The following is a 19,875-nucleotide window of genomic DNA, read 5'->3' on the forward strand; positions in this document are numbered from 1 at the left end:
GCCGCGGGTGCCGCGGCCACGACCGTCCATCACCTCGTCCTGAACTTCCTGCTGCCGGCCGCCGTCTATCCTGGCGGCGCCGATCTTGGCCGGGTCGCCCTGCATGCCGTCATCCTCGTCCTGGAGGCGGCGGCGCTGATCTGGGTGAGTTCCCGGCTCGCCAGCCTGATCGCCGGCTCGGAGGCCGAACATGCCCGGCTGCTCGGGCTGGAGGCACAGGCGGCCGCCGCCCGGCGGGATGCCGCCGTTGCCATGGCGGATTCCTTCCAGACCAGGGCCTGCGGCCTGATCGGCGAGTTGGTGCTGGCGGCGGCACGGACGCAATCGACCATCCAGGACCTGTCGGACCTTGCCGGCGACAGCTCCGCCCGCTCGCTGTCCATGTCGGACTCGTCGCAGCGGACGGCCAGCGGGATCCAGGTGCTGGCCTCGGCGACCGACGGTCTCACCGCCACGGTGGACGAGATCGCCGAGAAGACGACCCGTGCGGCCCAGGCCGCCGCCGCCGCGGTCGCTAGTGCCGGCACGACCAGCCAGACCATCCAGGACCTCAACCGGGCGGCGAGCCAGGTCGCAGAGGGCGTCCAGCTGATCCAGGCTGTCGCCGAGCAGACCAACCTCCTGGCGCTCAATGCGACGATCGAGGCCGCACGGGCCGGCGAGGCAGGCAAGGGCTTCGCGGTGGTCGCGGCCGAAGTCAAGGCGCTGGCGACCCAGACGGCGCAGGCGACCCAGACGATCGCGGCCCTGATCGACCGGATCCAGCAGGAGACGAGCCGGGCGACCCGCGCCATCGCCGATATCGCAGGCGCCATTCACGGGCTGAACGACATGACCGGCGGCGTGGCGGCGATCACGGAGCAGCAGAAGGCCGCGACCAGCGAGATCGCGACCGGGGTCCGGGCGGCGGCGTCGGGATCCAGCGACGTGTCGGCCGACGTGACGCAGCTGGCGACGACGACCGATCGAACCAGCCAGGCCGCCAAGGAAAGCGCTGAGGCCGCCTCGGCCCTGGCAGCGACCGCCCGCAACCTGGAGCAGGATGTGCAGGCCTTCGTCAGCAAGCTCCGCTCGGCGGCCTGAGGCCCCTGGCTGGCACGACTGGCGCGCGGGACAGGCGGCACTGACGTTGCTTGCAAGCATCGTCATTGGCAGGCACTGCAATGGCCCGCCTTGCCGGACGCCGACGCAGCCGGGCTGTGCCTCGGGCCGCCCCGCCGGCCGAACTTGAATGGAGAGCACGCGATGCTGCGGTCTGGGCGGCACCCACCCGTTCAGGTTGCTGGCATCGCGTTTGGCGACGATGCTCCCCCTGTCGAGATGCGCGCGCTGCCGCTAGGTTCCTGCCCATGAGCAAAGCATCCCGCCTCGTCCTGGTCGACGGCTCCGGCTACATCTTCCGGGCGTTCTTCGCGCTGCCGCCGATGACCCGGCCGGACGGCACGCCGGTCAATGCCGTGTTCGGCTTCGCGTCCATGCTGTTCAAGCTGATGACCGACCGGCCGGAGGACGACCTGCTGGTCGTGTTCGACCATTCGCGCTCCTCGTTCCGCAACGAGATGTACGAGGCCTACAAGGCGAACCGCGACGAGCCGCCGCCGGAGCTGAGGCCGCAATTCTCGCTGGTGCGCGACGCGGCGCGTGCCTTCGGCCTGCCAGTGGTCGAGCTGGAAGGCTACGAAGCCGACGACCTGATCGCGACCTATGCGAAGAAGGCGCGCGAGGAAGGCCGGGTCGTCGAGATCGTCTCGTCCGACAAGGATTTGATGCAGCTGGTGGCCGACGGGATCTTCCTGTTCGACCCGATGAAGAACAAGAACATCGGCCATGACGAGGTCGTCGAGAAGTTCGGCGTGGGGCCGGAGCGGGTGCGCGACGTGCTGGCACTGGCCGGCGACACCTCGGACAATGTGCCGGGCGTGCCTGGCATCGGCGTGAAGACAGCAGCCCAGCTGGTCACCGAGTACGGCTCGCTTGATGGGCTCCTCCAGTCGCTCGACAAGATCAAGCAGCCCAAGCGCCGCGAGACGCTCACCGAGAACGCCGACAAGGCGCGCCTGTCCTACCAGCTGGTGGGCCTGCACGACGACGCGCCGCTGCCGGTTGGCCTGGACGAGGTCGGCCGCACCACGATCGATCCCGCCACCCTCCTGCCCTTCCTGCAGGAGAACGGCTTCAAGACGCTGATCTCCCGTATCGGCCTGCTCGCCGAGGCGGCGGCCGTCCACAAGGCCGAGGTGGTCAGGCGCGAGGTCCGCTACCGCGCCATCACCGACATGGCCGACGTGGAGGCGCTGCTCGCCCGCGCCCGCTCGATCGGCCTGCTCGCGATCGACACGGAGACGACCTCGCTCTCGATCACGGATGCGACCCTGGTCGGCCTGTCCATGGCGGTCGACGAGGAGGAGGGCGTCTACGTCCCGCTCTGCCACGAGGACGCGTTCGGCCAGCGCTGCAACGGCCAACTCGACACGGACGAGGTGCTGGAGCGGCTCCGCCCGGTGCTGGCCGACCCGTCGATCCTGAAGATCGCCCATAATCTGAAGTACGACCTGGGCGTGCTCGCCAAGTACCGCACGACCATCGCGCCCTACGACGACACGCTCCTGATCTCCTACGTGCTGGATGGGGCGAAGAACGGCCACGGCATGGACGAACTGGCCAAGCGCCATCTCGACCACGATACGATCAGCTACGATTCGCTGACCGGTACGGGCAAGGGCCGGATCGGCTTTGCCAAGGTCGCAATGGACAAGGCGACCGATTATGCCGCCGAGGACGCGCTGATCACCTTCCGCCTGTGGAAGGCGCTGAAGAAGCGGCTGGTCGAGGAGAAGCTGGTCCGCGTCTACGAGGAGTTCGACCGGCCGCTGCCAGCGGTCGTGGCCGAGATGGAGGTGCATGGCATCGCGGTCGACCGCGACCTGCTCCGCCGCTTGTCCGGCGAGTTCGCCCAGCGCATGGCGGCGCTCGAAGCCGAGGCGGCCCAGCTGGTCGGGCATCCCTTCAACATCGGCTCGCCTAAGCAGCTGGGCGAGGTGCTGTTCGACGAGATGTCCCTGCCCGGCGGCAAGAAGGGCAAGGCCGGCGCCTATGTCACCGATGCGGACGTGCTGGAACAACTGGCCCTGCAAGGGCACGAGCTGCCCAAGGTCGTGCTCGCCTGGCGCCAGTTGCAGAAGCTGAGCCGGACCTACACGGACGCGCTGATCGAGCAGACCAGCCCGGTCGACCACCGTGTCCATACCTCCTACATGCTGGCCTCGACCTCGACCGGAAGGCTCTCCTCCACCGAGCCGAACCTGCAGAACATCCCGATCCGCACGGAGGAGGGCAGGCGCATCCGCGACGCCTTCGTGGCCGAGCCAGGCTACGTGCTGATGTCCGCGGACTATTCCCAGGTGGAACTGCGCATCCTGGCCCACATGGCCGAGCTCGATGTGCTGAAGCAGGCTTTTGCGGACGACATCGACATCCACCGTGTCACTGCCGCCGAGATGTTCGGCGTGCCGGTGGACCAGGTGACAGGTGACCTGCGGCGCAGCGCGAAGACGATCAATTACGGCATCGTCTATGGCATCGGCGCGTTCGGGCTGGCCCAGCGCCTGGGCATCCCGCACAATCAGGCCCGCGACTACATCGACCGCTACTTCCAGCAATATCCCGGCATCCGGGAATACATGGACAAGACCAAGGCCCAGGCCCGCGAGCAGGGCTACGTGCTGACCGTGAACGGCCGGCGCTGCTGGATCCCGGAGATCCTGTCCAAGCTGCCCTCTAGGCGGGCCTATGCCGAGCGGGCCGCCATCAACGCGCCGATTCAGGGCTCGGCCGCGGATATCATGAAGCGCGCCATGATCCAGGTCGCCCATCGCCTGCAGGAGGAGCAGAGCGGGGCGAAGCTGCTCTTGCAGGTGCATGACGAGCTCCTGCTGGAAGTGCCGGAGAGCGAGATCCCCGCGACCGAGAAGCTCGTGCGCGACACGATGCAGAACGCCGCCAGCCTGAGCGTTCCCCTGATCGTCGAGGTCGGCCATGGCCGCAGCTGGGGCGCGGCGCACTAGAAACCGCTGGTTCTTGTGCCGTTCTAGCCGGGTGCATGCGGCGCGGGAGCGTCATGGAATCAGGCGTCAGCACGTGGAGGCGGATGCCCTGCTCCCGCGGCCCGATATCATCCTGAACCATTCCCAAAGCGCCGGAATGCCGCCCGCCTTCCCGCCGACTAGGCCATGCGCTGCGTCGGCTGGGCTTGCGGCACAAGGAGAAGCCGCCGAGGGCAGGTTCTCGCCTTGCAGATCGGCCCGGATCACCGCCCATGAACGTGGTGGTCAACCTGCGCCTCCTTTGGCCCCCGTGCCTGCCCAAAAGGATCGCGCGCCGGGTGTAGGACCGGCGAGCCCAGCCGGCACACCCGCCTATCTTTTCCAGGGCCTCGGCCGGCATCGTGCTTCAAAAGCGGCCTGGCTGGCCACAGCTCCATCACGGGCTCCGGCAAGCTGCCGTGACGGCATTGACAGCGACAACCGCAGCGGTTGATTTTTTGTGGAACACGATCTTCTCTTGGTTGCGCATCTTGTTCCGGTGGATCATGTCCGACACCGTTCTCAGCGTCCTGGCCAACAGCTCCCCACTGCCGATCGCGATCGTGGCTGAAAGTGGCGTCCTCCTGGTCGCGAACAGGGCCTTGCGGCTCCTGGTCGACGACGAGCATCTTTGCGACCTCGGCTTTGGACGTGACCTGTCGGAAGGCCGTCGGGTGATCGTCCGCACCCGGACTGGTGGCGCTCTGGCGCTGGAGGTGATCGTGGTGCCGGATGGCACGGGCTCCTGGATCCTGCGCGGTGAGGACCCTGCCCGTCGGCATGGCCTGGCCGAGGAGGCCGCCGGCTTCATGGCCGAGCCGGCGGGCGGCCAGATGCTGGGCCTCCAGTTGCGGCAAGCGGCCCAGCGGGCCCAGGAACAGGACCGCTCGGTAGCCCTGCTGATCCTGCGTCCGTTCGGGCTGGGAGCACCTGCCCCGCCGGCAAACGAAGATGCGACCGACGACACCCTGGCCCTGCTGGACGGCTTCCTGATCGGCAAGCTGCGCGCCGCGGACCGGCTGCTGCCGCAGGACGACGGGACGCGCGCGATCGTGGCCGTGGTGAGTGGCGGCGATGGTGCGGCGGCCCTGGGCAGCCGCCTGGCGGGCATCTTCTCGCAGCCGATCGTGCTCCGCGGCACCAGGCACCCGTTCGGCATCCATATCGGCATCGCCCATGCGGACGACGCCGACGGTATCGAACGGCTGGAAGGCCGGGCCCGGGAGGCACTGGCGCTGGCGGAAGACAGCTGCCAGCCAGTCCTGTCGATCACCGGACCCTGTCCGGCTTGACCATTCTGACATCGAGGAACGGCCGGCCGCTTGCCGGTCTTTGGACTGTAGGATACCAGTGCAGCATGAGTGACCGAGCCTCCGTCCCGCTGATCGGTGTGACCGCCTGCCTTCGTCCGAGCGAGGACGGCACCGGCCTGCATCAGGTGGTCGGCAAATATGTCGACGCGGTGGTCCAGGCGACCGGTGGGGTGCCGGTGCTGATCCCGACAATCGGCCCGGCCGCCGATCCGGACCTGCTGGTCGAGCGCCTCGACGGCCTCCTCCTGACCGGCAGCCCCAGCAATGTCTGGCCGGAGAATTATGGCGGCTGCGCGCCCCGCCCGGACAATCTCGCCGACCGGGAACGCGATGCCACGACCCTGCCGCTGATCCGCAAGGCGGTCGCGCAGGGACTGCCGCTGTTCGCGATCTGCCGAGGGATCCAGGAGCTGAACGTCGCGCTGGGCGGCAGCCTCCACCAGCATGTGCACGAGGTACCCGGCCGGACGGACCACCGCTCGCAGAAGGACCGGCCACAGCCCATGCGCTATGGCCCGCGCCATCCCGTGGCACTGACGCCGGGCGGCATGCTGCAGCAGATCCTTGGCGGTGCCCAGGAAATCCAGGTCAACTCGCTGCACGGCCAGTGCATCGATCGTCTGGCCGAGGGGCTGCGGATCGAGGCGGTGGCGCCGGACGGCACGCCGGAAGCGGTGAGCCTGCCGGGCGCGCCCGGCTTCGTGCTCGGCGTGCAGTGGCATCCCGAATGGCGCGTGATGGAAAACCCCGACAGCGTCCGGATGTTCGGGGCGTTCGCGGATGCCTGCCGCGCCCGGGCCCAGAACAAGGTGGAGCATGTTCGATATCGCCGCGTGGCTTGAAGAGCGTCACATCACCGAAGTCGAGTGCCTGATCGTCGACATCAACGGCATCGGCCGGGGCAAGGTGCTTCCGGCCTACAAGTTCCTGAAGTCCCTGGAGGACGACACGCTTCGCATTCCTGAGAGCGTGTTCATCCAGACCGTGACCGGCGACTATCCCGAAGAGGACGTCATCGACCCGGCCGATCGCGACGTCCGGCTCCGCCCGGATACGGATTCGCTCCGACTGGTTCCCTGGTACGACGAGCCGACCGCTCAGGTCATCTGCGATGCCCATCATCACGACGGCAGTCCGGTCCTGATCGCGGCCCGCCAGGTGCTCCGCCGCGTGGTGAAGCTCTACGAGGAGCGTGGCTGGAAGCCGGTGGTGGCGCCGGAGCTCGAATTCTTCCTGACCAAGATCAACACTGACCCGGACTACCCGCTGGAGCCCCCGATCGGTCGCTCCAAGCGCCCCGAGACCGGCCGCCAGAGCTTCGGCATCGACGCGCTCAACGAGTTCGACCCGATCTTCGAGGACGTCTACGCCTGGTGCGAGGCACAGGAGATCGATGTGGACGGCATGACGCACGAGGCAGGTGCCGCCCAGATGGAGATCAACTTCGCCCACGGCGACCCGCTCGACCTTGCCGACGAAGCCTTCCTCTTCAAGCGCACGCTCCGCCACGCCGCCTTGAAGCACGACATCTACGCGACCTTCATGGCCAAGCCCATGCAGCGTGAGCCCGGGTCGTCCATGCACATCCACCAGTCGGTGGTGGACGTGCGCAACGGCGCCAACCTGTTCGCCGAAGGCGAGGAGGGCTATTCCGACCTGTTCCTTTCGCATATCGCCGGGCTGCAGAAGTACCTGCCGCACTGCATGCCGCTGCTCGCCCCGAACGTGAACAGCTATCGCCGCCTGCGCCGCTTCTCCACCGCACCCATCAACGTTCACTGGGGCACGGAGAACCGTACGGTCGGGCTGCGCGTGCCCGCCTCGTCCGCCGATTCCCGCCGCATCGAAAATCGCATCGCCGGGGCCGATGCCAATCCCTACCTCGCCATCGCTGCGTCGCTGGCCTGCGGCTATCTCGGGATGATCAACGGGCTGGAGCCGACCAAGCCGATCTCCGGCAGCGCCTACCGCCTGTCCCATTCCCTGCCAACGCAATTGAGCGAGGGCCTCGACAAGCTCACCGCGTCGAAGGCGATGCGCGAGATCCTGGGCGAGGAGTTCGTGGACGTGATGGTCGCGGTCAAGGAGACCGAGCACGCCGCCTACCAGTCGGTGATTTCCTCCTGGGAGCGCGAGCACCTGCTGCTCAACGTCTGAAGACCGCGCGATCGGAGCGGAAGGCTCAAGCCACGTCGGCGCTCGGCTCGTCCAGCTTCCCGCCAGCCTCGGGATGGGCGCTCGGGAAGAACAGGCTGACGCAGGTGCCATGTCCCTGCGTGCTGCGGATCCGGATGCCCCCGCCGCCTTCCTTGACGATGCCATAGACCATGCTCAGCCCGAGGCCGGTGCCCTTGCCCGGCTCCTTGGTCGTGAAGAACGGCTCCAGGACGCGGGCCAGCACGTCGGGCGCCATGCCCTTGCCGGTATCGGTGACCTCGATGACGACGTAGCGCCCTGGCGCCAGACCGTCAGGCTGGCGCTGCCGGATCGTCTCGTTGCGGGTGGAGAGGGTGAGGTCGCCGCCAAGCGGCATCGCATCTCGCGCGTTGAGCACAAGGTTCAGGATTGCCAGTTCGATCTGGTTGTGGTCCGCGCAGGTCAGCCCCAGGTCGAGCGCCAGTTGCTTATGCAGGCGGATGTCGCTGCCCACCGCCCGTGCCACCATGTCGTCGATCTCCTTGATCGACTGGTTCAGGTCGATCGGTCGCAGCGACCGCGGTTGCTGGCGCGAGAAGCCCAGTAGCCAGCCGGTCAGCGCCTTGCCCCGGTCGATCGTCCGCTCTCCCTCGGCCAGCAACCGCTGCCCCTTCGCCGAGGTCACCTCCCGGCGGATGAGCTGCAGGCATGCATGGAAGCTGGCCAGGAGATTGTTGAAGTCGTGCGCGATGCCGCTGGCGAGCTGGCCCAATGCCTCCATCTTCTGGGTCTGGTGGAGAGCTGCCTCGAGCCGGCGGCGCTCGGTGATGTCGCGCGCCACCCCGAGCACGCCGGCCACCCGGCCATCCGCTTGCCGCAGCGGCATGTAGGCTGCATCATAGGTGACAGTGCCGCTGGGCAGGTTCCAGGTCGGCTCGTAGCGGTAAATCTCGCCGGTCTCGCAGACTTGGCGCAGGCCGTTCGCCATCATCTGCCCCTTTTCCGGCCCCAACATTTCCTCCGGGGTGCGGCCCCGCATCTCTTCCAGGCTCAGTCCGGTGACGGCCAGTCCCGCGGAATTGACATCCTCATAGACGAGCCGCCCATCAGGCTGGGCACGCAGGTAGAACATGCAGTCGGGGGTGCTCTCGAAATAGGTTCGAAAGCGCGCTTCCGAGCTGTCCCGCTCGTGCACGGCGGTCTGATGGCTGGCCTGCAGCCCCGCCAGCTTATGCTGCTTCTCGGTCACGTCGATGTTGATGCCGATCAGCCGGACCGGCCGTCCCTCTGCGTCGCGCAGCACCTCGCCCTTGCACAAGATCCAGCGTAGCTCCGCTGGTGCGCCGGCCCGGTCAGGATCTTGCCGATAGATCCGGAAGCGTGACTGCAGTGGCGCCAGCCCGGCGATGGCCGCGGCCGCCGCCGCCTGTGCCAGATCACGATCGTCCGGATGGATGGCATGGAGCCAGCAACGGTACAGTTCGGTACCGGGCATGGACGTCGATATGCCAAAGATCCGGTAGAGCTGCGGCGACCAGACCACGTTCTGGGTCGACATGTCCCAGTCCCAGGTCCCGATGTCAGCCGCCTCCTGGACGATGCGCGACAGCCGTTCGGTCTCATGTGCCCGCCGCACGATGTCGGCATGGCGAAGCGCGGCGCGAATGGTGGGACCCAGGATCCGTGGTGGCAATGCGTTCCACGGCAGGTAAGCCGCCACGCGATCGCCCGGCAGTTCGTCCGCCACCGGCAGCCCGTCATCGATCAGGACGATGAGGGCGGCATCGGCCAGGCCCGGCGCATTCAGGACCTGCGCCCCGAAGGCCGACGGCTGGCGGATGAAGCACAGAACGGGCCGGCAGCAGGCGCTGAGTTCGACCACCTCGACCGTGCTGGGTGCATGATGGAGGGCCGCAACGGGCATGCCTGCATCGGCCAGGAGCTTCAGCAAGGCATCGCGGGTATCGGCCGCCTCGTCGATCAGCAGGATCCGCACGCCACTCTCCGCACGACGCAAAGCCGGGCGACGCAGGGCTCTCGGCCCGCTTCGCCCAGCCGATCCTGCCGCCAATCAGCTACAAGTCATTGTTTCGTATAGTAGCAGCTGGCGGCAGCTGCCAAGGCTCCCCCTGCCACCTCGACGCCCGCCTCACTCCGGCAGCCGCACGCCGCTCTCTCCGCATCGCCCGCTCATGATGCACTCGAGGTCCGATGGCCCGCCCAGGCGCCCGCGCGCATCGGGCACTCCCTCGACCATGGCACCGCGCGGATTCCAGCGCAGGATCCGTCCCGCATCCTCCTCGCCGAAGGCCAGCGCCAGCACCCCGTAGGCGAAGGCGTTCTTCTCCATCGGGGCCAGGTTCGCCCACTGGCTGCGCGCCCTGTCCCAGATCCCGGTCATGTCGGCGAGATCCACCTGGGCCGCCTCGGGCAGGCTGGTGAACGTGCCGGCCAGGTGATCGCGCACCACCGGGCGGTCGGCGGCGAGCTTGGCCGCATCCTGCCCGGCATAGGCCAAGCAGAACACCAGCGCGTCGACATAGGCGTCGGCATCCGCCCGGGTGAGCTCGTAACCGCCGGCCGCGGCCAGGACCTTGTCGGCTGGCTGGTCCGCAGGCCCTGCCGTTGCCGCGGGCCCTGCCGGCTTGGGATCGGGCGGCGGCGGCACCGCGGCGCTGGCCGGCACCGCCAGCAGGACGGCGGTCAGGAGCAGGCAGCCGCCCGCCCCCCCGGCGCGCCTCATCCGGCCGGCCGCGCGTCGTGCCACAGCCGCCCCCCAAGCACGACGGAATCAAGGCGGAACTTCCGGTCGCCAACCATGGCCCGGTTCTGCACGTCCACGAAGCGGAAGCGCCCCTCGTCCACCCGCAGCACCGTCGCATCGCCGGTGGAGCCGACGCTCAGGTCGGCCAGGTCGGGGCGCTTGAGCGCATCCGCCGGGGTCTTGGTGACCGCGCGCACGATGTCCGGGATCGACATGCCCAGGTTCAGGAACTTGGACATGGTCTCCAGATTGTCGAAGGCCGGGCCGTCGATGCACAGCGCGTGGACGTCGGAGGAGATGATGTCAGGCGGGAAGCCCCCGGCCAGCATCGCCTCGGCCACCGGGAACGAGAAGCTGCCCATGCCGTGGCCGATGTCGAACAGGATGCCCTTCTCGCGCGCGGTGAAGCAGGCCTCGCGAATCCGGCCGTCATTGTAGATCGGGGCATTCGGGCTCGGCCGGAAGCAGTGGGTCAGCGTGTCGCCCGGCCGCAGCACCTCCAGGACTTCCTCGTAGCGCGGCGGCGGCGCGTCGATGTGGCACATCACCGGAAGCTCGGCCTGCTCGGCCGCCTCGATCGCGAACTTGAGCGGGGTGATGCCGTTGTAGCCGCTGGCATGGCGGCCGATCCGGACCTTGATGCCGCGCACCAGCTCCGGGTTGGCCCGCGCCACCTCGGCGCACACGTTCGGCTCGAGCAGGCGCATGTCGTCGCTCTCGCCGACCGAGACCCGGTCGGAGAAGCCGTAGATGCCGGCGAAGCTTACATGGAGATAGACCAGGATCCGCGTCTCGGTCCGGCCGATCACATGCTCCCGGAAACCCTCGAAATTGCCGGGGCCGGCACTGCCGACGTCGAGCCAGGTGGTGGTGCCGGCACGCCGCGCCAGCGCGTCGGGGCGGATGCCCAGGGAGGTGCCGCCCCAGTACACGTGGGTGTGGAAATCGATCATGCCGGGCAGCACGATGGCGCCGGCCACGTCGCGCACCTGCCGGGCGTCCCCTGCCAGGCCATCGCCCACGGCCGCGACCTTGCCGCCTTCGAACGCCACGTCGGTGGTCCGGTCGATCTCCTGTCCCGGATCGACCACCCGACCACCCGTCAGCACCAACTCGTAACTCATCTCGGCTCCAAAGCCCCTCACCGCGCGACCGATCTCGCGCCGTCACTTCCCCCTGGCCGCAGCGCTGCGGCCACACCGCCTTGGGACAGCTACCGCAAAGCGTCTCGGCGCGGCCGGGTCAACGGGTTGTTAAGCAAATCCGACTAGGGTGGTGCGGATGCCACCGTTCGCACGCCCGTGCGAAGAAAGGATGTTCCGCCGATGAAGTCCGTCGCGATCCGCCTCGGCCTGGCCCTGAGCCTGACCCTCCTGCCGACCCTTGCGTCCAATGCCGGTACCGATACCGCCACGCTCGGCGTGAGCGCCACGGTGGTGCTGAACTGCAAGATCAATGTCGGCACCCTCACCTTCGCCAACTACACCAGCGGCCAGACTGCGCCGGTCGATGCGGTCGGCAACCTCGCCTACAATGGCTGCCAGAACGCTGCCCTGACGGTCGAGCTGAACGCGGGTGGCAACAGCCTGACGAGCTCGCGCGGCATGAGCAACAGTGCCGGCGCCACCCTGCGCTATCAGCTCTATCGCGAATCGGCACGCAGCTCGGCCGCCGGTACCGGTACCAGCGCCATCACCCTCGTGGCGCCAGCCGGTGGCAGCGGCACGGTGCCGATCTATGGCCGGATCCTGGGCGGCCAGACCGTCGCCCCCGGTACCTATTCCGACACGGTCGGCGTGACGATGACGTTCTGACCGGTCATTCGCTGCAAAGACAGGACCGTAGTCCTAGATCGTGCTAAGGTCGGCCTCGCGTCCATCCCCCGGAGCGCCGCTGGTGCCGACCTCGTCCGAGCGTGCCACGCATCCGTTTGGCTCCGGCCGAAGACCCGGCATGTCCCAGTGCTGCCTGGAGCACTTGGCTGGCTGCCACGGCACGAACGAACCCGACGCCCCTTCACGCCCCCCACCACAGGCGGGGGACCAACGGCAGCGGCAATGCCCGCCCGTCATGCCTTGCCGGCACAGGCGCATCGAAGAGGCGCATGCGCAGAGCTATCTGCACGAACGAACCTGGGCGCTGTTGTTCAAGCCGCTCAACCGGCCAACGAGATTGCACGAACGAACCCGACGAGGGCGTCGTCCCATGGGACACGCGGCTGATGACGTGCGGGTATCCACACCGCGAACGGCACGAACGAACCCGGGATGGAGATCAGGCCATCCGGCCTGGCCCACCGGTTCCCACCGGGGCAGCTCACAGCACCAACGAAAAGGGCACCCGGTCGCCGGATGCCCTTCGTTACGACCGACAATGCGATGTGGTCAGATCTGGCTCTGGCCAAAGTTCTGGATGCCGATCTTGTCGATCAGTTCCAACTCCGCCTTGTTGTGGTCCTGGTGCTCCTCCTCTTCCTGGAGGATATGGATGAACAGGTCGCGGGTCACGTAGTCGCCATGCCTCTCGGCGATCGCGATGCCCTTGCGATACTGCTCGATCCCCTCCAGTTCGAGGCGGTAGTCGCACTCGATCACTTCCTTGAGGTTCTCGCCGATATAGAGCTTGCCGAGATCCTGGAGGTTGGGAAGGCCCTCCAGCAAGAGGATGCGCTGGATCAGCTTGTCGGCGTGCTGCATCTCCTCGATCGATTCCTTGTACTCGGCCTGCCCGCGCTTGATGAAGCCCCAGTTGTCGAGCATGCGCGCATGGAGGAAGTACTGGTTGATCGCGGTGAGCTCACCCTTCAGGGACAGATTGAGTGCTTCCAGCACCTCGGGATGACCCTTGACGGGCGTCACAATCGCCATAGCCGCTATCCTGTAGTTTGCTCAGCGAGAGATGCCCGCTTTCCTGGAGTCGTTCAAGGCGACAGGGTGCGGAAAAACGAACAGCGCGTCGGGCGCGAACGACAGGCCGATCTCGCCGCCGACCCGATGGCTGATCTGCTCAGGCACGTGGATGTCGCCCAACCGGTTGCCCTGGGCGGCGAGCTCGACCCGGCACCGGTCGCCCAGGTCGCGGCAGGCCAGCACGGTCGCCTTCCAGGGGCTGCTGTCCAGCGCTACCGGCGTCAGGTCCCGGGTCCGCAGGATCACGTCGACCCCGTGGCGCCCATCGCTGGCGACCGGAATGGGAATGGCACCAATCGGAGTAGCCAGATGCCCCTTTTCCGGGTGCCCCGAGAACCGCAGCACCGGTCCAAAGAAGCCTGCGACGAACCGCGTCGCCGGTGCCCGGTAGAGCTCGCCCACCGTGCCCGACTGGGTGATTCGTCCGTCCTCGATGACGTGGATCCGGTCGGCTTCCGCGATAGCCTCGTCCGGATCGTGCGTGACCATCAGCACAGGGATGCGCGCGGCGCGCAGGATCGCCAGCACGCTCGAACGCACCTCGCCGCGCAGGCTCGGGTCTAAGGCGGAGAAGGCCTCGTCCAGCAGGACCGCCCGCGGCTCCGCGGCCAGGGCACGGGCCAGGGCAGCGCGCTGCTGCTCGCCACCCGACAGCTCGTGCGGAAACTTCTCGGCATGACCGGAAAGCTCCACGAGCGCGAGCAGCTCGGCCACCCGGCGATCGCGCGCCGACGTGTCGAGCGCCTTGAGGCCAAACGCCACGTTCTTCGCGACCGTCATATGCGGGAACAGGGCCACGTCCTGGAACATCAGGCCCATCGAGCGCCGCTCGGGCGGCACGAACGTGACATCACTGGTGAGCGTGCGATCGCCAAGCGCGACCAGGCCGGCATGCGGCCGCTCCAGTCCGGCGATGAGCCGCAGCACCGTCGACTTGCCTGAGCCGGATGGGCCCAGCAGGCAATGGACTTCCCCCTGAGGGATCTGCAGGGAGACGTCGTGGAGGGCGAAGCCCCGCCGCCTGCCCGATCCATAGTGGTGGCCGATATGCTCGACCTTCAGTCCAGGCGCGAGCACCGCCCGCGGCGCCCGGCAACCGGTGCGGTCACTCACGCAGCGATCTCTTCGGCGGCCTTGGCCAGCGCCTCGCGCTCGCGGCGAGCCCGCACCTCGTCGATGATCGCCTCCATCGTCGGCAGGCAACGCCCGCAACAGACGGTGACTCCCATCACCGCGTGGAGATCCTCACCCGCATCGACGGAGCGGGCGGCGGCCGCGCGCTCGCAGTCGGCTTCGTTCAGGCAGTTGCATACGCAAACGATCATGATGGCTTCGGTCAGGTCCGCAGAGACAAGAAGAGTTCCACGCCGGCACCCGGGACATCTTTCCCGACGTGCCCGGACCATAAGAATATGGGCCGTCGCATGTAAAGTCGTACCCGACCGATGTTTTATTTGGAACAATTCGAAACTGGGCAGCGACGACCCTGCTGGAGCGGCTTGCCCGCCGATGCTATCGCCTCGGCGGGCAAGCGGACGGTGTGCATGAAGCGGTTCTCGGCAGCGCGGATCATGGACGAGGCCTCGGGCGGCCACCAGGGCTGGGAGCCGCACTGGCGGGATCGCGCCCAGCCCCTGGCACGCTACGACGTGGTGGTGATCGGCGGCGGCGGCCATGGCCTGTCGACGGCCTATCATCTCGCCAAGAACCACGGCATCCGCCGGGTCTGCGTCGTGGAGAAGGGATGGATCGGGGGTGGCAATACCGGCCGCAACACGATCACGATCCGCTCCAACTATTTCTATCCGGAGAGCGTGGCCCTCTACGACCTGGCGCTGCGCCTCTACGAGCAGCTATCGGTCGAGCTGAACTTCAACATCATGGTGAGCCAGCGCGGCGTCGTCCGCCTCGCCCATTCCGATGCCGACATGGAGCTGTGTGCGCGTTTCGTGAACGCCATGCTGCTGAACGACGTCGATGCCGAACTGCTCGACGAGCAGCAGCTCCGCCGTGAGATCCCCGGGCTGAACACGCGTGGCCGCTACCCGATCCATGGCGGCTACGTGCAGCGCCGCGGCGGCATCGCCCGGCACGATGCGGTGGCCTGGGGCTATGCGAGGGCGGCCACCGCGTTGGGTGTCGACATCGTCCAACAGTGTGCCGTGGAGGGTTTCGACACCGAGGGCGGCAAGATCCGGGCGGTCCGCACCTCCAAGGGTCGGATCGATTGCGATCACGTGGCGGTATGCGTCGCAGGCCACTCCGGCCACGTCGCGGAGATGGCCGGCTTCCGGTTGCCGATTACCTCGATGTGCCTGCAGGCCCTGGTGAGCGAGCCGGTGAAGCCGTTCCTGCACCGGGTCGTCCTGGACCCGGCGACGGGCACCTATGTCAGCCAGTCCGACAAGGGAGAACTCGTGGTGGGCGGTGGTCTCGACCTCTATCCGTCCTACGCGCAGCGCGGCAACTGGCCGGTGCTAGAAACGGTCGTGGCCGGCCTGATCGACGTCCTGCCGGCGGCATCCAACCTCAAGATGCTGCGCAAGTGGGGCGGTGTCTGCGACATCGTTCATGACAGCTCGCCGATCATCGGTCGTGCACCCGTCGACGGCATGTACCTCAATTGCGGCTGGGGCACGGGCGGGTTCAAGGCCATCCCTGCCGGAGGCTGGCTGACCGCCCATCTGATCGCGAACGGCGAGCATCACCCGGTCAGCCGCCCCTTCGACCTGGAGCGTTTCACCACGGGCCGCCTGATCGACGAAGCAGCCGCCGCCGGCATCGCGCATTAGCATCCTGCCCTCGACAATTAGAAGCGTAATCATTGCTTGGATGTTGTTCTCGCTTCTATTTAATTCCGTTACTTAGGTTTATACAATATATTGTGTTTATTACTGCCGGAAGATCATTTAGGCACCCGCACGCCGACCACCGTGCGGCGCTATCTCGAGCTGCCGCCCGACGCCCTCCCGGGGCCGTACACCTGGGCCTGATCCGTCACCTGGAGGCGGCGTGGAACGGATAGCCGGCAAAGATCCGCGCTACCCGATCCGAGACGGCCTCCTCACTGGGAGCTGTCTCGACGACATCGTCGATCTCGCTGACGGCCACGCCCTGCCAGACGAGCTGTCGCCTTGCCCGATCGATCAGGTCGATGTTGAGCGTGCCCAACGTATAGCTCTGAACGTCGGTCCAGCCGCCATATCCTGCCCAGCGTCCATAGAACCCGTCGCCATACCCGTAGAAGTCATAGGGCCAGGGCCCCCAGAGCGGCGGTGTCGAGGTGACGCGGACCTTGTTCTGCAGGCCCGCATGGAAGTTGACCAGGAGGTCCGGCGCCTCGGCCTGCTCGACATAGCCCCGCGCCATCAGCTCGCGGCTCACCGCCGCCTTGAGGCGCTGCGTGAGAAGAGAGGAGTATCCGTTGGGGTCGGTGCCGAGCTTGGGCTCGAACCCGAAGCTGCGGTAGGTGCCGAAATCCGCCGTCCGGTCGAAGTCGGTCCGGATCACTGGCTCGCGCGTGCAGGCCACCAGCGATACCATCAGAAGCACCCACAGAAACCTGCCGACGAACCGCATGGCTGTCTCCTCGGATGTTCTTCCCATACGTGCATGACAGAAGGACCAACGGCAAGCCGGCAGGCAACACGTCGGATGCTGCCTTCACCTGCCCCGGCATCATCCTGCAGAATACTTCTGGACCAGCCTCAGAACCCCGCCTTGATCTTGTCGAATTCGCTGATCATCCGTCGACGCATGGCCGGCGGCAGCGGCGACTGGAAGAGCATCTTTGCCTTGAACTCATCGGTTCGGGCGAAGCTCTTCTCCTCAAGGAGGTCTGGATCGATGGCCCCCATCCCATCGCGGTTACCGTGGCCATAGCCCCAGGCCTCGACGAGATAGCCGGCAATGCCCGGATCCGAGACCGCGTTGAGGTAGTGGTAGATCTGGTCGCTCGGCCCTGGGTGGTCCTTGAGGATCACGTAGCCACACACCCAGGTGGAAAGGCCCTCCTCGGTATCCTTGTTCATGGTGACGGGTTGCCCGGACGCCTGCAGGGTCGTGGGCGTCTCGTTCCATGCCCAGGCGATCTCGACCTCGCCGCTGCCCAAGGCCTGGGAGATGTCCGAATTGGCGATCCAGTAGAAGCGGACGTTCCTATGGACCTTGCGCAGGAATGCCGACGCTGCCTCGAACTGCTGGTCCGACAGATCGGACCAGTCCTTCACACCGATGGCCAGCAAGGCCAGCGCATAGGCATCGTCGACATTGGCGCTGATCGACACCTTGCCGGCATATCTCGGATCCGCGAAGACCAGCAGGGACGCCACGTCCTCGGCCGGAACCAGATCGGTACGATAGACGAGGCCGGTATTGCCCCATTCGAAGGGGACGACGAAGTGCATCCTGTCCTGGACGAAACCCGGCAGGTCACGAAGTGCCGGGTCCAGCTTGTTCCAGTGGACGAGCTTGGAGGTGTCCAGGGGTTCCAATAGCCCTGCATCCCGCCAGAGCGCGACGGACTGTGAACAGGGATGGGCCACATCCGCCCGAAGACCGGCCTTGAGTTTGCGCAAAGCCTCCTCCTCGTCGGAGAAGAGGACGAAGTCCGGCGAGCGGCCCATGGTTGAGACATAGGCTGGGTGAAATGACGGGTCTTCGTAGCCTTGCCAGTCGAGCACGGTGATGCTGACCTCTTCGGCTGGGATGGAGGCCGACCACGCGGACAGGACCATCAAGGCCATCATCCAGACGATCCCATGCCTGCCCATGTCACACACCTTGCAATTCGGCGGCCTCGCCGGTGGGAACGCCACCTCCCCTCCAGGCCCCGCAATCTGACTAGCACCTGAACGGTCAAGCAAGTGCGCCCGTCAGTCACCCCACAAACGCGAGAGAGTTTGATATCCATCCACGCATGGTTGTATCTCCAGACCGGGGTGGACGACGATGCCGTGTGACCAGATGGACCCGATGCATCCCGTCGACCTGAGCGACCGGCAACGAAAAATCCACGATCTCATTAGCAAGGGACTGTCCAACAAGGCGATCGCCCACGCGCTGGGGATCCGGGAGGCTACGGTCAAGACGCATGTGACGGCCCTCCTGCGTCGCCTGGGCGTGACATCCCGCACGCAAGCAGGACTACGTGGCTGGCATCACAATACGGACTGAGGCACACACGGGCTTGCACTCCTCGGTTCGCTCGCCTACCTACCGGCCACGCCTTGTCCCCATCGTCTAGAGGCCTAGGACTCCACCCTTTCAAGGTGGCGACACGGGTTCGAATCCCGTTGGGGATGCCAAGCTTTACTATGACCTTAGCTGACATGTGGGAGCATCCGACAGCTTGAACGCTGCGTTGAATGCTATACTTCGGAAATATACGTCTCTGGATGGTGATGGACGTCAGCAGCCTGATCTATGCTGGCCAAGCTCTTCTTTAGTCATCTGCTCCTATCGATCAGCAGATGATGGCCTCCGTCTGACACCGCAGACTGACCTACGTACCTAGTCTGAGGCGCACCTTCTCAACCTCTAGGGTAAGCCGCAGCCTGGAACACACAGGGTGCGGTCCAAGAAAGAAGTTAGCTCGGAGCGTCATTAGCGTCATCGCGTCATCACCTGCTCGCGCACATGACACTGCCATCCTAGTCACCCTGATAGCCCACGGGAGGGCTGCAGAAGGCCCTTTTGAGCAAGTAGCGGTGTGGGCTGTGCCTTCGAGCTGGTAATCTCATACGTTAACACCGGGAGATGCTCAGGCTTGTGGTCAGCAACAAGAAAACAAGAGCGCTCAGCCCCACCACAGCGTGTGGTTTCTTCTCAATGGCAGCTGCCAATAGCGCTTCAGGAAAGGAGTTCAGCCGGCATCGGCAGGAGCTGGATGAGCCAGTGATTGTCGAGCTGTGGCTCAGCTGCGATCTGGTCGTGACCTACCACGACCCCCGACGCTGATGTCCGATCCGAAGGGGCTAGGGCCTCCTCTTCCTACACAACCAGCACGCAAGAGCAGAAACGTGACAGCCAACAGACGTATGATCGTCTCCTATGCGAAGTCTGTTGCCGTCAGAGTCGTTACGCCGAAGAGGGTGATGGTACCGCTGCCGGAAAAGCCGGGGTCATTAGTCGAAGCTGCGAACTTATCGACGTCAATCGTCAGGCTGGATTTTTGCTCGCCCATGAAGGACTGCAGGCCAATCGATACAGCCTGATCGGCATCCGTAATGACGCCGTTGCCGTTCGTGTCCAGGTCGGAAAACTTAAAGTCGTACTCATCATGGGGGCTTTCGGGGCCCCAAACATTGCTCGAAATGTCTATCTTGTCTTCGCCGCGTGTGAAGTCCGTTATTACATCTGACACGCTGGTGAGCTGGCTATAGCCGTGGTCGATGATCCAGTCGTAAGCAACCCTGAAGCCATACTCGAAGGTGTCCCTCCCGCCCCCGCCGGTGAGGATTGATTGTTTGCCTTCACTAGGCGCCGTATAGCCGTGGTCGCCAGTGTGCAGGACGTCGTTACCATCGCCGCCGATCAGGCGGTCGGCACCATAGTCACCGTAGAGCATGTCGTTGCCGGTACCGCCATCGAGCCTGTCGTCTCCCAGGCCCCCGGATAGCTGATCGTTGCCAGCCTCGCCCCGCATGTTGTCGCCAAGGTGTCCACCAGAG

17 protein-coding genes and 1 tRNA gene are annotated in these 19,875 nt (G+C 66.1%); 9 read left to right on the forward strand and 9 right to left on the reverse strand.

From position 1 onward, the window contains the following. The 5 genes from VHL31_RS01830 to VHL31_RS01850 all read left to right on the forward strand — a co-directional run. Positions 1–1,083, forward strand: a 1,083-nt coding sequence (locus VHL31_RS01830) for a methyl-accepting chemotaxis protein (RefSeq protein ID WP_329659495.1), incomplete at its 5' end; no start/stop codon positions are given. Between the two features lie 266 nt (positions 1,084–1,349). Further along, positions 1,350–4,064, forward strand: a complete 2,715-nt coding sequence (gene polA / locus VHL31_RS01835) for a DNA polymerase I (RefSeq protein ID WP_329659496.1) — start codon at positions 1,350–1,352, stop codon at positions 4,062–4,064. A gap of 524 nt (positions 4,065–4,588) precedes the next feature. Beyond that, positions 4,589–5,374, forward strand: a complete 786-nt coding sequence (locus VHL31_RS01840) for a hypothetical protein (protein ID WP_329659497.1) — start codon at positions 4,589–4,591, stop codon at positions 5,372–5,374. A gap of 65 nt (positions 5,375–5,439) precedes the next feature. Next, positions 5,440–6,237 carry a gamma-glutamyl-gamma-aminobutyrate hydrolase family protein gene (locus VHL31_RS01845; RefSeq protein WP_329659498.1) on the forward strand — a complete coding sequence of 266 codons (798 nt, stop codon included), beginning with the start codon at positions 5,440–5,442 and terminating at the stop codon, positions 6,235–6,237. Next, positions 6,212–7,552 (forward strand): glutamine synthetase family protein, encoded by a 1,341-nt coding sequence (locus VHL31_RS01850; RefSeq protein ID WP_329659499.1) that lies wholly within the window; start codon positions 6,212–6,214, stop codon positions 7,550–7,552. The genes VHL31_RS01845 and VHL31_RS01850 overlap by 26 nt, the downstream gene beginning before the upstream one ends. Before the next feature lie 25 nt (positions 7,553–7,577). Here the strand turns inward: VHL31_RS01850 and VHL31_RS01855 are convergent, their stop codons facing one another. The 3 genes from VHL31_RS01855 to VHL31_RS01865 form a co-directional block, all read right to left on the reverse strand. Next, entirely contained in the window at positions 7,578–9,527 is a 1,950-nt protein-coding gene (locus VHL31_RS01855; RefSeq protein WP_329659500.1) for a PAS domain-containing protein, read from the reverse strand. Positions 9,528–9,680: 153 nt separating this feature from the next. Beyond that, positions 9,681–10,274, reverse strand: coding sequence for a hypothetical protein (locus tag VHL31_RS01860; RefSeq protein ID WP_329659501.1), 594 nt, complete (start codon positions 10,272–10,274; stop codon positions 9,681–9,683). Then, positions 10,271–11,419 carry an amidohydrolase/deacetylase family metallohydrolase gene (locus VHL31_RS01865; RefSeq protein ID WP_329659502.1) on the reverse strand — a complete coding sequence of 383 codons (1,149 nt, stop codon included), beginning with the start codon at positions 11,417–11,419 and terminating at the stop codon, positions 10,271–10,273. The genes VHL31_RS01860 and VHL31_RS01865 overlap by 4 nt, the downstream gene beginning before the upstream one ends. Before the next feature lie 201 nt (positions 11,420–11,620). Between VHL31_RS01865 and VHL31_RS01870 the strand changes: the two genes are divergently transcribed. Further along, the gene (locus tag VHL31_RS01870) at positions 11,621–12,109 is read left to right on the forward strand and encodes a spore coat U domain-containing protein (RefSeq protein ID WP_329659503.1); all 489 of its coding nucleotides are present in this window, start codon (positions 11,621–11,623) and stop codon (positions 12,107–12,109) included. A gap of 570 nt (positions 12,110–12,679) precedes the next feature. Here VHL31_RS01870 and bfr read toward each other — a convergent pair. The 3 genes from bfr to VHL31_RS01885 are packed head-to-tail and all read right to left on the reverse strand — an operon-like array spanning position 12,680 to position 14,529. Next, the gene (gene bfr, locus VHL31_RS01875) at positions 12,680–13,162 is read right to left on the reverse strand and encodes a bacterioferritin (protein ID WP_329659504.1); all 483 of its coding nucleotides are present in this window, start codon (positions 13,160–13,162) and stop codon (positions 12,680–12,682) included. Positions 13,163–13,183: 21 nt separating this feature from the next. After that, positions 13,184–14,317 (reverse strand): ABC transporter ATP-binding protein, encoded by a 1,134-nt coding sequence (locus VHL31_RS01880; RefSeq protein ID WP_329659505.1) that lies wholly within the window; start codon positions 14,315–14,317, stop codon positions 13,184–13,186. Then, entirely contained in the window at positions 14,314–14,529 is a 216-nt protein-coding gene (locus VHL31_RS01885) for a hypothetical protein (RefSeq protein ID WP_329659506.1), read from the reverse strand. The genes VHL31_RS01880 and VHL31_RS01885 overlap by 4 nt, the downstream gene beginning before the upstream one ends. Before the next feature lie 219 nt (positions 14,530–14,748). On the opposite strand from VHL31_RS01885, the gene VHL31_RS01890 reads away from it, so the two are divergent. Next, positions 14,749–15,996 (forward strand): sarcosine oxidase subunit beta family protein, encoded by a 1,248-nt coding sequence (locus VHL31_RS01890; protein WP_329659507.1) that lies wholly within the window; start codon positions 14,749–14,751, stop codon positions 15,994–15,996. A 205-nt stretch (positions 15,997–16,201) separates the two neighbouring features. Here VHL31_RS01890 and VHL31_RS01895 read toward each other — a convergent pair whose 3' ends face one another. Together VHL31_RS01895 and VHL31_RS01900 are read right to left on the reverse strand one after the other, a co-directional pair. Further along, the gene (locus VHL31_RS01895; RefSeq protein ID WP_329659508.1) at positions 16,202–16,783 is read right to left on the reverse strand and encodes a DUF4136 domain-containing protein; all 582 of its coding nucleotides are present in this window, start codon (positions 16,781–16,783) and stop codon (positions 16,202–16,204) included. A 128-nt stretch (positions 16,784–16,911) separates the two neighbouring features. Then, positions 16,912–17,952, reverse strand: coding sequence for an extracellular solute-binding protein (locus VHL31_RS01900; RefSeq protein ID WP_329659509.1), 1,041 nt, complete (start codon positions 17,950–17,952; stop codon positions 16,912–16,914). Between the two features lie 226 nt (positions 17,953–18,178). Between VHL31_RS01900 and VHL31_RS01905 the strand changes: the two genes are divergently transcribed. Both VHL31_RS01905 and VHL31_RS01910 read left to right on the forward strand, forming a co-directional pair. Beyond that, on the forward strand, positions 18,179–18,379 hold the full coding sequence (locus VHL31_RS01905; protein WP_329659510.1) for a response regulator transcription factor: 201 nt from the start codon (positions 18,179–18,181) through the stop codon (positions 18,377–18,379). A 55-nt stretch (positions 18,380–18,434) separates the two neighbouring features. Continuing rightward, positions 18,435–18,510, forward strand: a tRNA-Glu gene (locus VHL31_RS01910). A gap of 743 nt (positions 18,511–19,253) precedes the next feature. Here VHL31_RS01910 and VHL31_RS01915 read toward each other — a convergent pair. After that, positions 19,254–19,875: M10 family metallopeptidase C-terminal domain-containing protein (locus VHL31_RS01915; RefSeq protein WP_329659511.1), on the reverse strand; the 622-nt coding region annotated here is incomplete at its 5' end.

It is taken from the genome of Geminicoccus sp., from assembly GCF_036263595.1.
GTDB lineage: Bacteria > Pseudomonadota > Alphaproteobacteria > Geminicoccales > Geminicoccaceae > Geminicoccus.

Excerpts from the sequence above, each read along its gene's own strand:
- polA (WP_329659496.1), top strand. The coding sequence starts at position 1,350 with ATGAGCAAAGCATCCCGCCTCGTCCTGGTCGACGGCTCCGGCTACATC.
- VHL31_RS01840 (WP_329659497.1), top strand. The coding sequence starts at position 4,589 with ATGTCCGACACCGTTCTCAGCGTCCTGGCCAACAGCTCCCCACTGCCG.
- VHL31_RS01845 (WP_329659498.1), top strand. The coding sequence starts at position 5,440 with ATGAGTGACCGAGCCTCCGTCCCGCTGATCGGTGTGACCGCCTGCCTT.
- VHL31_RS01850 (WP_329659499.1), top strand. The coding sequence starts at position 6,212 with ATGTTCGATATCGCCGCGTGGCTTGAAGAGCGTCACATCACCGAAGTC.
- VHL31_RS01860 (WP_329659501.1), bottom strand. The coding sequence starts at position 10,274 with ATGAGGCGCGCCGGGGGGGCGGGCGGCTGCCTGCTCCTGACCGCCGTC.
- VHL31_RS01865 (WP_329659502.1), bottom strand. The coding sequence starts at position 11,419 with ATGAGTTACGAGTTGGTGCTGACGGGTGGTCGGGTGGTCGATCCGGGA.
- VHL31_RS01870 (WP_329659503.1), top strand. The coding sequence starts at position 11,621 with ATGAAGTCCGTCGCGATCCGCCTCGGCCTGGCCCTGAGCCTGACCCTC.
- bfr (WP_329659504.1), bottom strand. The coding sequence starts at position 13,162 with ATGGCGATTGTGACGCCCGTCAAGGGTCATCCCGAGGTGCTGGAAGCA.
- VHL31_RS01885 (WP_329659506.1), bottom strand. The coding sequence starts at position 14,529 with ATGATCGTTTGCGTATGCAACTGCCTGAACGAAGCCGACTGCGAGCGC.
- VHL31_RS01890 (WP_329659507.1), top strand. The coding sequence starts at position 14,749 with ATGAAGCGGTTCTCGGCAGCGCGGATCATGGACGAGGCCTCGGGCGGC.
- VHL31_RS01895 (WP_329659508.1), bottom strand. The coding sequence starts at position 16,783 with ATGCGGTTCGTCGGCAGGTTTCTGTGGGTGCTTCTGATGGTATCGCTG.
- VHL31_RS01900 (WP_329659509.1), bottom strand. The coding sequence starts at position 17,952 with ATGATGGCCTTGATGGTCCTGTCCGCGTGGTCGGCCTCCATCCCAGCC.
- VHL31_RS01905 (WP_329659510.1), top strand. The coding sequence starts at position 18,179 with ATGCATCCCGTCGACCTGAGCGACCGGCAACGAAAAATCCACGATCTC.